We start from the raw sequence: 14,028 nt of genomic DNA, 5'->3' as shown, positions 1-14,028 counted from the left end.
TTTGGTAATTGTTCATTATGATTGGTTTTAACAAAGATTAATGTGGTATTAATTTTAATAAAGGATTTGCTAAGCATTATTGCACAAAAACTGTTGAAATTATAAATAAGTGTTCATAATTTTTTCAATTTAACTAGCATTAGCTTGATTAGGAAATAGTGTTATACTTCAGTCTAATTATTCAATCTACTGAGAGGAAAAGTAGTAGCATCCCTTGAGATAATTCGCTATTTCCAAAGGACCTTGAGTAGTTATTTAAGGTATAGGTATCTCCGGATGTTTGTAATATTGCACCGTCAACAGCAATATAGTTTTTCAAGCAATTTAAAGTTTCTTTACTTGGGAATAAGTTCAAATCAACATACTTCATTGAATAAATAAACATAGTTGTAGTAGATGCGTCAAACACATTACTTGTCCCGGGAAATTGACTCCATAGACCTTCACTATTCCTTAGTCCATTTAAGGTTTTAGATAATCCTTTAAATTCTTTTTCGAATTCGCCTGTTTCTTTATGAAAGTACGATAGAGCTAAAAAATACCATCCTATTCCCCTTCCCCAGTTTGCAGAACCTACTTGTACATGATCTGCCTTTCTTATGCCATGAATAGGCATATAATTAATATGATTTATTCCATTATTGGTGATATAGTAATCTATTTGATGTCTAGCAAGAGAAATCACTTCATCTTCCTTTGTCACTTTGTAATAAACCATCAAAAAAGGAATTATCATTCCCAAAGTATCATAAAAATATACCTTGGAATTAAGACGGTAGCACACTATTCCATTCTCATCCATTTGGGATTTGATAAAATTGTAAATATTGTGTCCAAAAGTTAAATATTTAACTTCTTTAGTGTATTTGTACAATTCTAATGAGGTCAAAGCAAAAGGTACTTGATCAACTTTATTTAAATTGAACAAAGGCTTCCCTTCTGAATCGATAAGCTTATCGAATTCGTGGATTATTTCCGCAACCATTTCAGAGTTATTTTCCTTGAAAGCATAAGAAAACAAGGTGTATGTCAGATAAGATTTTGGGAAATTATAAATTTGAAATTCAGGCGATTTTCGGGAACTTTTTAAACCTAACAATTTATTTGTCAATCCTTGATCCTCACTGTAAATCATTGAAGAATTTTGTGATTTTAACATATATAACCCTTTATTAAAAATCAACCACTCAGTCGTATGATTTACCTCTGATATTGTCTTATAAGAAAAGTGTTTTTTCAGTTTAGGCAATAGATAATAATCAAATGTATCAAACTTAAAGTAGGCTATATTCAATAGTAGTGAGAGAATTAATATAATATAAAGTGCTATTACATTTCTCTTCATGATATAAATATTATTAATAATGTAACTATCAAGATTTGAAAAATTGTTTTTACGATACGAAATTCTGAATGAAGTTTAAGAATTTCTTTTCTTCAAACTTTCTTTCAAAAACAAAAAAGAATCAGTCCTTTTTCCTTCAAGTTTCTTATTCACATTTTCCCAATCTATTTGATTGGTAATATCTTTGGACTCCAAATCACTAAAGGAACCCAATAATCTATCTTCCAAATCAAAAGCTTTTAGAAGGGATTGGAATCTCGTTGCCCCCCTTTTAAAGTTGATCACGGAATAAAATGGTTTATTAAACAATATTGAAAATACTGTCCCATGGAAAGAATCCGTCACTACAAATTTTGCTTCTGAAAAACTGTTAATCCATTCTTCCACAGAGGCCTTGGTACCCATTTCCAATGAAATTGGACCATACCCCTCAATGGTTTGCAGTTCATATGCCTCGAGATTTTTTTGAGAACCAATATATGATATCATCTTTGCCTTATCTTCTGTTTTATCAAGAATATAAGTAAACATTTTTCCTGATTTGGTTGTGAAAGATTTCGGTATCAACTTTAAATATTCTTCTGCTTTCAACAACATGGTGGGATCCAACACCCATTTGGCTTTGGCGCCAAAATACTTTTCACATAATTGGACTCCTGAATCTTCTCTCACAGAAACCGCGTCAAAATTTTGAATCAGTGTTTTACAATTATTTTCTTGTATAGGACTGAATGACCATGTATCTGATCCAAAAGAGGGGGCATAAGAAATTTTAAGGATTTTTTCATCGTTGACAAAGGATAAAAATGCAATTTCAATATTTTTGAAATATTTTGGATTCCAGATTTGATCACTCCCAACCACAAACGCATCGAATTTGTATTTTTTTATTTCATCCTCCAACTGGTGAATTTTACTCATTGTATGAGTTTTATTTTTGAAGTGCTTATCTATAAACAGTTTAGTAAATTTCGTATATGCCTGAAATTTTATTTTTCGGGAAAAGCTTGATTTTAGCAATGCTTTATCCCGAAAGATAAATTCCTTTATTTTGTTTTTAAATACTTTCAACATGGATTGTTGGGTTAATCTTACATCAATCAAATAAGCGTCATGACCCATTTGTTCCAAAACAGTTTTGAGCGCATAAGCCTGTAAAATTCCCCCATAATTTGTGTGGAGAGGTAAGGTCAATATTCCGATTTTCATTTCTAATAATTGTTTATTGCAATTTTAAATTTATTGCAAATTGCTTTTTATTTTTACATTATTTATTACCAACCTTTATTATGCCTTTACTTTCAAATTAGGTTTAGGGGTTGTTAGGATAATCGACAACAGGAAATAGTGGACAGTCCACAACTTTGCACCGTGTCTAAGTCGCTGCATCCGGTCATCAAACCTACTTAGATTTCGATAATTGCAAAGGAGCTTAAATCCATAACTCATTTTATAAGAATTTTATATTCACAAAAATTTTAATCCAAAAAAAGATTAACCATTTCAAATTAAGTATCCACTATGTTGTATGTTGGTATGGACTAGATAATTTTAAATTCGGAATTTCTTTCCCGGGCAATACGTGTGAAGCAGAATAACATTTGTTCATTATCAGTTTTTTTTGTTTGACTAGGTATTGGAAAGGAAATGAACATATATTCCTATCGAATAACTAAAGTCAGATACTTAAAAAAAGAAATAATAGCTGAATCTATTTTTGATTCAAGTCCTTTAATAGAGAATCTACCATCCAACCATATGGATTAAAAGTACCTTCATGCCAATTCATATCTTTGTCCCAGAAACCTTCACATTTCTCATAAACACCGAGTGAAGTAAAACAATAACTTATTTCTACTACCAATGGCTTTCTCTCATAATAAATAAAATCAAAAGCAACACTTTGACTATTTAATTTTCCTGCCAAATCAAGTGCCAACCTTATTGTATCAGGATCAAAATGTTCTCTTTCGTATTTGATCATTCCACTTCCCGAAGCACGAAAATCATTTTCCCTTACCATTCTTTTGATGGCAAAGGCCTTATTTTCGATTACAATGACTCTTATATCAAAATTATTTAAAGGAATAAAATCCTGAAAATAAACGTATCCTTTCTCTGCACCGTATTTCCTTTCTGAAGGAGGAATATAAAAAACCCTTTTGATTGCAGCTTTGACACCACTCCATTTGCTGCTATCCATTTTATATTTTCTAATTCTTTCTTTCAAATGTGGCCAGGCATTGCCTTGATGTTTAAATCCTCTTCCAAAAGCTTGATCAATGAGATTAATTGCTCGGTCTTTATGTTTCACCAATTTTACATTGGAAGAGCTTGCACCGTTTCTTAATTTAAATACTTTAGGGAATTGTGTGGAATTGGCCCATTCCAACGCTTTTTCTTTTTGAAAAAAGACATATGTTGGTACAAGGGGGGCTTTTATGGATTCCAACAAATATTTTTGTCCTAATTTATCATCGTAATGCCACATTGTCCGAAAGTCCGGGAAAACCTTTTTTCCTGAGCTTTCTACAGAATACAATAATTGTTTGGCAAATAGCATTTTGTCTTGAGCCCCCAGAAAAAAATGGAACATCAAGCCTGAACAGTCTTCAAGTTGAGCTATAATGTCTGAATCAAAACAATTGACGATTTTAAAAGGAATGTTGTGCTCTTCACAGTATTTCACCCAGTAAGAACTGAATCGATCCTTATTGGGTATATTATGGATGGCAATTTTCATAAAGATTAATTAAAATTATGTAAATCGGTTCAAAAGAAAAGATATTTATGGATTTGTGGTTGGTTTCTTGTCAAATAATTCAAAAGTTTTAAGGATTAAAAGTATTCTAAAAGCAATTAAGTGGTAGTCCATTTCTGTCCTTTTAACATCTGATTTTTTTTGAAAAATCTTTTTCAGGTATAGTTTTATAGTAGGAGGAAATATTATTCTTTTGAATTTTAAAATTAGGTTATTTTTATTTTTAGGACCAGAATTATTTTTATCCAAAATGTTTTCAATCACTCTGTTGATATAATTTTTATCAAAAATTTCATTTTCTTTCAACACATCAAGATTTTCCCTTAAATAGTCCTTTATATAAGGATAATGCAGGAAATTATTTACAGGTTCCAAAGCACTGTTTTTGGCAAAAGGAATGCTTGGAAACATTGAATCTACAATTTTTTTAAATAGTTTTTTGTCTTTCCTCAAACGAGTAGGTTGTTTTCGGATCAATTCAAGTAAGTCCCGTGACAATAGAGGATTGACTTGTTCTACATAACCTAATTTAAGGTCGGCTAATGATGCTAAAACAGTTGGAATCCTAAAAGAATGATACAACCTATCTCTCCAAATTTCCGGATTTTCTCCGGGGTAGTTCATTAGATAGTCAGGTAAAGTTTGATTAATTGGTCTATTTTTAGAGAAGTTTTGTAGATTGGAGTAGTCGCTTATGAATGTCAGTCCAACTGCTTTCCTTGCTGAAAAATAGGTATGAATCTTTCTATCTGAAGTCCAGCCTACATCTCCTCTGAAAATTCCTTGAACTTTTTCTCTGTGAAGGTCTTCCCAGATTTTAAATCCATCAAGGTAGCCGGAAATAGAGTCTATTCTTCCCTCTCCGTTTTTGACAAATTTATTGATTAGTTCATCCACATCCTCATTGGAGAAATTGGTTTGAAAATAAGTGTGTCCAATAAGTGCTTCCATAGCAAGTATTTTGGCAATGTAGGCATCGTTATTTGGATCATTCAAAGCGTCTTGTTTACCCCATGTTACAGATTTGATTTTTTCATTTTTAAGTTCTTTGAAGTAATAAAGTAATGCACGGCTGTCATAGCCACCAGATAGGGGAAGGATCCAGTTAGCATAATTTAGCTTTAAGTTCTCAAATATTTTTTGTAAAGTTTTCTTAAGTTGGTTCTCTTGGTCCAAATCACCTCCTTTACCTTCTTTGAAAACAATTTGTTTTGTTTTCTTTTCCAGAATCCAATCTCTTTTATTCAATATGATAGAACAATCAGGCATTATTCTTTGTAATCTTTTGTCCCAAGAAAGAAAAGGTCCTAATGTTCCTGAAGAAAGCATCCACGGAATTACATCATGATTGATCTCAAAATTCCCTAAATACCTTACAATTGCCAATTGCGAAGTCGAGGCAATGAGTAGATTTTCTTCAAAATAATACCAAATTGTCCTTGAAGCTGCTGGATCAGAAATTATTTCCGCGTGGGATGAGTCTTCCCGGAATAAGGCATAAGAACCATCAGGGTGATCCGTGTTCGGTTGATACCAGTTCTCATAATTTCCTATCAAAGCTCCAACCAATAGACTGTTAGACTGGATATTGACATTGTTTTTCGGATTTGATATCCCGAATGCGACATAGTCTGACAAGTGGATAATTGGTTCATTAGGAATAATATTTGTGGGAGCTAGTTCCTCACAAATTGATAAAATCCTTTTCTCGGTTTCTACAGGTAGATTATTTCTTGAAATAATCCATAAAAATTTTGACATTAAAATATAAATCTTACGGTGACAGTAAAATACACGTGAAGTTAAAATTAAAATTCAACATTTTTTCAAATAACAGGAATTACAATTGGTTTTTTATGCAACATATAAATTCTTCCAAAAAATTATAATATTCAAATTAGGATATAGGTAATATTTCAGATAATAAAAAACAATAGATAAACTAATATATTGGAAGCTGTGGAACGTAAAATATGAAATTTTTCAAAATGAATTTTTTAATATGGATATTACCTTCAAGCCCCACTTTAAATACCATTGGGAAAAAATTCAAGATTTAATTTGGTCCAATAATTTCAACGTTTTTTTGAGTTTTAAGAGATCAATGTCAAAATCCCCTTTGTTCGTTAATTTATCCGTACTTTTGTTGGTGGTGTAAAAATAATGAAGCCCTAATTCTGCTGCCAAGGTGAAAAAGCAATTCACTAATTTCGATCCGTCCTCTTCATTCCTAAACTCTAAAACTGTTCCCCCTTTTGGCATAAAAACCATGTTCGTCAACCCTGCACCATGAATACCAACCAAAATCTTGGTTTCTTTAATGATATCAATTTGTTTCAAAAGGTTATAATCCTCAAAATAATGGATTTCGTATTGGAATTCATTTAATATTTCAATCATTGGCTCTTTATTGATAATATTCCTTGCTTTCGCAGGTCTTCTCATGATAAAGACCTTTCTCTTGCCAACAACAGTATCCGCATCCTTTACAAATTTTTCCTTGAGCTTAACCAATAGTTCAATACGGTATTGACCAATTTTACCAATTTCACTTGGAAGAAGGGCGTGGGATACCTTATAGTTGATGTTAGGTTTAACGTATATGGCCTTTCTTCTCAGAAATGCCAAAGATTCTTTGATAAATGAGTAGGATTGAAACCGTTCCGGAATAATAACAACATGGTCATCTAAATAATTTTCAGCCATCAATAACCTTGGGATACAATCCATAAACCAATGATAATAGTTACCGCTCCAGGTATCACTTATCCAAATGCCTTTTTCAATTTTGATAGTTTTATTGGTTATTTTATTGGTGAAAAAGCGTACAGTTTTTTTGAATTTTGCGTAGTTTTTATAGCCGTTTGCATGAGAATATTTATCGTAAAAAATAAATCTATTGCTATCCAACAAAATGTCTTTTACTACTGTGATATTGTCAATTTTAAGCAAATGACATTCAGGTTTGATTGAATTCCATACTTTTTGAAAAAGTAATTCATCCTTTGGGTCGAAATTTTTGGGTTTTTCCCTGATAACATCACTTTTGGCATAAATAATTTCCATAACTTTTGTTTTAAAAACCATGTAATTTAAGATCTATTTCACTTTAAAATTAAGAAAGATGGCAATAATGGACCATTTTAATTTTCTATAAAGCGGAATCTGCAATTTTATTAGAAATTATATACTAATATTCAAAAAATCAAATAACTTATTCGCCTGCAGGATATGGTCGTGATTCTCCTTGACGTAAGCAATGCAATTTTGTGAAAGGTTCAAATAGTCGTTTTGGCTTAACTGCCCAAATTTTAAAAGCAAATCACTTTGGTTTTCGTAGACTAACCCTAATCCATAGTTATCAATAATGCCATCCGGATTGACTTGGGTTGTTGTTAATATGGGTGTTCCTGTCAACATACTTTCGAGAAAGGTATTGCTGAATCCCTCATACCTTGAAGTATTCAATAAAAATTTGGCTTCTTTCAAAAAATCTAAGATTTCATCGCGTGATATTACCCCAACAAATTCCACATTTGGTAGTTTTTTTAACTTGTCAAAATAGGTTTCGGTTTCAGCATCCAAGGGAAATAGGGGTTGACCTGCCACTTTGAATTTCTCATTAGGAAACATTTTAGCGATATCATACAAAAGGGAAAAGTTTTTTTGATATCTAAAATTAGCAATCCACGCGATATAGCCCGCGATGGTTTTTTTGGGATTAAGGTAAGTTTTATTGATAACAATAGGGTTCGATATTTTTAATACTCTCTCCGGAGGGACAATTTTCAATAAAGTATTGTACTGAAAATTATTTTGCGCTAGGATATAATCCGCAAACCTATAAGCAAGGTTGATCTGAATTTCGTAAGATTTCGGATAATCCTTAATCATGGATTTATTGACATCAGGGTCATTGGCAATTCTGATAATATGCTTGATGCCCAAGTACCGGGACATCAATACAATATAAAACGTTGTCCAATTGGGGATAGAAGTATAGATAAAATCCGGCTTGTTTTTCTTCAGCATCCTAAATATGGAGGGAAACCTATGAAAAAACCAGGCAATTTTTCCCCCTAATTTTCTGGAGTCATATAGCGGCACCAATTCCACCCATTGGAATTGGTCAGCTAATTCCCTATTGTCTTCCTGCCGTTTCCCCAACAATACAGCATGATGAAGTTCATGAAAGGCGATCATCCAATTAAAGGTTTGAACTGCCGAACCTCCCCAGGGCTTTCCCTCTTTGACAACCATTTCTACATTTTGCCATTGGGTAAATAAAAATTTTGCCATTTTTTTAATCTTTTTTCTGATTAGGTTTTAACTAAAATCCTATAAGGTAATTTAGAACTTAATATAATTTTTAGCAAGATGCTGATTTCGTTGTTGAATTGATCCTCGATCCAATTTGTAAAAGAATTTTTTTATTACTTTAAAGAACACTTTTAACTATGGTGCGTATTTTCCTTCTCCCACAAATCAATAAAAGCATTTACTTTAGTTCATCTTAATAAGCTCCAACCATCCGTGTTTGTTTGTCGATTCATTGAAAGAAAGATTTACTTTTTTATTTTCAAACTGCCTTGCGACCGGGTGCGGAGATTTTTATTCCAGTTAAAATAAACTTGGGTTTATGGAAAAAACCATAAACCCAAGTTTTTGAATTTTATTTTTCATTTTAAAGTTTAAAAACCGCTTTTGAAAACGATTACCCTAACAAATGGAAATAAGGGTTAGGTTTCAATAGTTGTTAATCTTTGTTTACGATCATCAACAAAGAATCAAAATAGGTCACATACAAGTTTATTTGAGAAAAACTAAACTATTATAAACCTTATACAATCAACCTTTATTTTTTTATAAATTTAAATACTTCTCTATGTTGGGTATCTTGAAGGATCAGAATATAATAACCCGGTGCTAAATGTAATTCGGAAATATCAATTTCCAAAGTATAGTTAATTACTTCCATAATTTTCTCAATGGCAGTTCTGCCATTCAAATCTACAATGGCAACTTGCAAAGGTCCTGCTTCTATCCAAAGTGGACTTACAGTGACTGCATCTTGGGCAGGATTTGGATAAAGCATAGCCTTGGACTCTTCTTTTAATGGGTCTTTTCCTTCCAAACTTTGGGGAGTAGATGCTTGTGTAGCGTTTGAAATCAGGTTTTTATCCATGTCTTGATCATTGATCCTGAAAACGTTGTTCTGTGCCATAAGAGCTTGGATGTCAGAAGCAGAGAGTGCGCTACCGTATATTTGCAAATCATCCATACTTCCATTAAGTCTTTGAATGGTTCCCAATGCCCCAATAACCAAGTCCCCTGAAAGCGTTCCGATTCCAAAAGGGGAGCCATAGGTTCTGCTGATATTTTCAACCCCATTGATATATACCTTGATAGTTTGTCCATCAAAAGTACCGGCTACATGGATCCATTTTCCTAAACTATTGGTATAATTATAAGGAGTTCTAATACGGTAGGTTGACCCGTTGTTGGTCCTGTTCAAGCGGAATTCTATGCTACCGTCTAAATCCAGCCACAGTTCAAAACCATTTCCTGCTGATTTGCTGACGATGGTACCCCTATGTAAAATGTTAGGTTTGACCCAAGCTGCAATGGTAAGGGATTTGGAAAGCTCCAAACTGGGATGATGGGGTACACGCGCAAATTGGTTAGAAGATCCTGTCAGGTTGACTGCCAACCCAAGCTTTCCACCTGACCAAGACATGCCGGAAGTGTTGACAATAGTACCGTGGTTTACATTCTCAGAATCATCTAGGAATTGGTTTCCACTTCCCTCCTCAAGTTTCCAATGTCCGGCCAAATCCACAGGGCTAGAAAGTTTGGATTCCAAGAGTTCGTTATTTTGGAGGGCGAGATTGATTTCTTGTAAACTGAGGGCCCTGTTATATAGCCTTAGCTCATCCATAGCACCTTGCCAACGTTGGATTGACCCCAAGGCCCCCACAATCAAATTTCCTGTGGTGGTTTCGATACTGAATGGGTTATAGGTGATGGATTTATCTTCTATACCATTAATATAAATTTTGCAGGTACTGCCGTCAAAGGTTGCCGCCACGTGTACCCAGGTTTTAAGAGAGGAGGAATAGTTAAAGTTGGAGCGGATACGATATGTAGAACCATTGTTGGTTCGGTTAAGTCTAAATTCCAATTGTCCATCGAGATCAAACCAAAATTCAAAGCCATTTCCAGCGGATTTATTCATAATGGTACCTCTATGTAAAAGGTTAGGCTTTACCCATGCTGAAATAGTCAAGCCGGTTGAGATTTGAAGGCTGCTGTTGTGGGGCAGGGTAGCAAAGCTATTTGTTTGTCCATCTAGTGCGACTGCCTTACTGTTTTTTCCGGTCACCCATTGGAGCCCTGTCGAATTTTGAAAGGTTAAATGGTTGTTTTTACCCGATTGATCAAGGAGGCGTGTACCACTACCTTCCTCCATGGTCCAATGACCTACCAAACCTGCGTCTAAAGTAGAGGTCCCAATTTGTCCTTGGGTACTGAAATTCCAAGAGTCTGACCAGTTGGAATTGGTGCTTCCCGCTTTGGCCCTGACACGCCAGAAATAGGTTTTGTCTTCCAAAAGGTTGGCAAACGTGGCATTTGAGGAGGCAAGATTACTTTGGGAAAAAGCAATACTGGAAAATAAATTGGATTCTGAGATTTGGACATCATAAGCAGTGGCATTCGGGACTGCGTTCCATGACAGGTTCATGTTGGTAGCTTGGTTGACAGCTGTATTAGTGGGTGATTTAAGAACTGGTTGGGACAAAGAGACGCTACCTGTACTGCTTGAGAATTTCCAAACTTCTGAATTTCTCCCCGTGCCTGCAGGATTTGAAGTCCTAATCCGCCAATAATAGGTTTTATTGGCTGTCAAAGAGGGGACTAGCCAAGAAGTACCGCGAATAGAGGTTTTCGTGAATACTAATGAACTAAAAGTAATTGATTCGGAAATTTCTAAACGGTAAAATTCAGTATTGGGTTGGTTTTGCCATCTAAATTGAATGTCAGTCGAAACTACAACCGCATTATTGGCTGGGCTTACCAAGGTGGTTGCCAAAGGGGTTCCTGAATAGGTGGCAGACCTTACTTTTCGGACTTCAGAAACAGGACTGTTTCCCGCATCATTGGTGCCCCATACCCTCCAATAATATTGGGTATTGGGTTGCAAGTTAGAAACTGTCCTTGAAGTAGAGGTTAGGTTGGATATATTGGCTACAAAACTGGTAAAATTTTCATTGGTAGACAATTGGAAGGTATAATTTTGGGCAATGGGATCCCCATTCCACGAAAAGGCAATGGAGGTTGAAAATAAATTGGAATCATTTACCGGGTTTATTAGAACAATTTGAGATGGTGTTTGGGTAAATGGGCTTGTTCGGAAGCTAGAGAAGTTTGAAGCATACCAACCGGTCCCTGTTCGGTTTATTCCAAGGACCCTCCAATAATAAGTAGTATTGGACTTCAAGTTTGGGATATCCAAATAGGTGTCTACTATTCCTATTTTGTCAAGGATGGTGCTACTAAATGCATTGTTTGTAGAGATTTGAACCCTGTAGGATTGAGCACCGGCTTCTGGATTCCATTCAAGCTTGATATTTACTGGATTGACAATGACTCCATTGGTAGGTCTTATAGGTATAACAACACTTGGGACATTGGAATATGATGCAGTTTTGAATACTCCTACATTGGAATAACTTCCGGATCCATTTGCATTTCTTGCCCTTACCCTCCAATAATATGTTTTGTTTTCAGCCAAGTTTGAACCAATGAAACTTGTTTCTGACAACTCACTTTGGTTCACGACTAATGCAGAAAAATCGGAAACTGAAGATACCTGGATTTGATAACTTTGGGAGTTTGGAACCTTGGCCCAAGAAAAAATAGGAGAAAGGCTTACTTCCGATTCATTAGAACTTGGTTGAAGTAAAATCGTGGCTCCTGGAACAGCACTAAGAGAACTGGTTTGGAAGCTTCTGGAAACGGAGTAGGGGCCACTTACTCCATTCAGGACGGCTCGAACCCTCCAATAATAAGTGCTGTTGACATCCAATTGCGGATAAACGATACTGGCATTTTTGAGGTTGGAAAGGCTAATGTTTCCGCTGCTAAAGGAAGAAGATTTGGAGATTTGGATCTGATAGGTTTCTGCATTGGGAACTGGTTCCCATGCAAAGCTAATATCCAAAGGGGCGATGTTGTTGGCATTTGCGGTTGGCAATAAGGGTGTCACGACAAGCGGTGTTGCAGGATATTGTGCTTTGACCTGATCAGCCACCAAAGAATTGATATACACCTCTATATCGGTATAATAAGGGCTGAGGTTATACTCCCGGTCATTGGATTGGTTTGGATTGAGTTTATTGGTCGTTTCCCAGGCATCAGGCATTCCATCTTGGTCAGTATCCACAGGCGCAGTAAGGCTTTTAAGAATAGGCCACCCACCCACATCATTTTGACTGTCAATAATGCCGAGTAAGCCTGTTTTGGAGCCTTTGAAAGTTGTGGTTCCGTTGCGGGTTTCGGTAATAATCCTCTGGTCTACTGCATCACGGAATAAATTTGCGCCTACGTTATTGAGTACATTGATATAGGCATCATCTGCGGTTCGGGTGATACTGTAAAGTCCAATGGGAATAGGGAAAGGGATTAATTTTCCATTTTGGTCTTTATTCTTCAACCGTTCCAAATATTGATCGGTCAAAGTCCCTGTTTCCAACCTGACACCTTCCCATTGGTTGGAATCCACAATAGTCCTGCCTACAACCTTGTTACCCTCCAAAAAAAATTTCCCGTAGGTGGAAGGGTCATTATTTAGCATGGTTGCATTTAAAAAATAGTTTGGAGTCCACCCCCCTGTTGCTTTTGATGCAGGACCTGGTTTGTAATAATTCCCTACCATATTCACTTTACAATTTGGTCCATTGTCACTCGACCTTGTTTGCCAGTTATAGATAACATTATTTCTAAAATCAATAGTACCATTGTTTCCGGCGTCGGAAAATGAAGGATTACGAAGAGTAAAGCCGGACCATAGATTGTGAATTAAAGAGATATTAGCACCCCCTATTAATGATCCATAGCCATGATTACCTTTTGGATTGACGGAATCGTTAAGTCCCTCTGAAATGATGCAATTTTGGATGGATATATTTTCACCACTTCCAATTGACAAGGTTTCGTCAGTTCCCCATGAAAAAGAGGAGTGATCTAAAATGAAATTTTTCACATCTCTAATTGAAATGGCATCTCCAGCAACACCAGCTAAACTCCCTTGTCTTGACCTTATAAACCGTACAATTACGTTTTCAGATTCTGTAAAAATAACTGCATAGTCTTGTATGGTAATTCCGTCACCTGGTGCCGTTTGCCCGGCAATAGTTAGATTATAATTGTAAACTGTAATATTTGATTTTAACTTTATATTTCCTGAAACTTCAAAGATTACGATTCTAGGCCCTCTAGTTTCTAAAGCTGCTCTCAAGCTTCCAGGACCTGAGTCATTTAAGTTGGTGACTTTTAGGACTTGACCTCCGCGGCCTCCTGTGGCATATTTTCCGAATCCTTCAGCACCGGGAAAGGCGATAGTTTGACTGCGGTTGGGATCAAAATCAGAAGGAGGATAAGTTTGACCAAAAGCGGTGTGTGAGAAGTGGTAAGATTGAAAAAAGAATAAAAAATAGATGAATAGTAATCTTTGATTTAAGATTGTCATGGCTTACAATATAATAGGGCTTACAAATGATTAACTTATTCTAAGAAACTTAGAATTCATTTTTTTTCAATTACAAAAATCTTGCCGAAAGCACTTTTGGAAAATATTTTTAATTTTTTTTATCTGCCCCTTAGGAATCCTACACGCAGCCAAATATAGTTTGTCAATTGGTGT

At 35.3% G+C, this 14,028-nt stretch carries 7 protein-coding genes; all 7 read right to left on the bottom strand.

Translation table 11 applies throughout. The features are described from left to right. Positions 1–181: 181 nt before the first annotated feature. A complete protein-coding gene (locus tag DQW11_RS05880; RefSeq protein ID WP_113923026.1) occupies positions 182–1,345 on the bottom strand; it encodes a glycoside hydrolase family 88 protein in 1,164 nt (387 codons plus the stop codon). Between the two features lie 75 nt (positions 1,346–1,420). Then, positions 1,421–2,554 (bottom strand): polysaccharide pyruvyl transferase family protein, encoded by a 1,134-nt coding sequence (locus tag DQW11_RS05875; protein ID WP_113923025.1) that lies wholly within the window; start codon positions 2,552–2,554, stop codon positions 1,421–1,423. A 502-nt stretch (positions 2,555–3,056) separates the two neighbouring features. Then, on the bottom strand, positions 3,057–4,088 hold the full coding sequence (locus tag DQW11_RS05870; protein ID WP_113923024.1) for an ATP-grasp domain-containing protein: 1,032 nt from the start codon (positions 4,086–4,088) through the stop codon (positions 3,057–3,059). A 45-nt stretch (positions 4,089–4,133) separates the two neighbouring features. Further along, complete coding sequence (locus DQW11_RS05865; protein WP_113923023.1) at positions 4,134–5,867, bottom strand: hypothetical protein; 1,734 nt, start codon at positions 5,865–5,867, stop codon at positions 4,134–4,136. Between the two features lie 288 nt (positions 5,868–6,155). Then, positions 6,156–7,058, bottom strand: coding sequence for a glycosyltransferase family 61 protein (locus DQW11_RS05860; RefSeq protein WP_157966046.1), 903 nt, complete (start codon positions 7,056–7,058; stop codon positions 6,156–6,158). A 231-nt stretch (positions 7,059–7,289) separates the two neighbouring features. After that, a complete protein-coding gene (locus DQW11_RS05855; protein WP_113923021.1) occupies positions 7,290–8,405 on the bottom strand; it encodes a glycosyltransferase in 1,116 nt (371 codons plus the stop codon). A 556-nt stretch (positions 8,406–8,961) separates the two neighbouring features. Then, positions 8,962–13,854 (bottom strand): LamG-like jellyroll fold domain-containing protein, encoded by a 4,893-nt coding sequence (locus DQW11_RS05850; RefSeq protein WP_113923020.1) that lies wholly within the window; start codon positions 13,852–13,854, stop codon positions 8,962–8,964. Between the last annotated feature and the right edge of the window lie 174 nt (positions 13,855–14,028).

It is taken from the genome of Cognataquiflexum aquatile, assembly GCF_003316845.1.
Taxonomy (GTDB): Bacteria; Bacteroidota; Bacteroidia; order Cytophagales; family Cyclobacteriaceae; genus Cognataquiflexum; species Cognataquiflexum aquatile.
The sequence above is the reverse complement of the archived record's forward strand: the minus strand, read 5'-3'. Positions and strand labels throughout refer to the sequence as shown.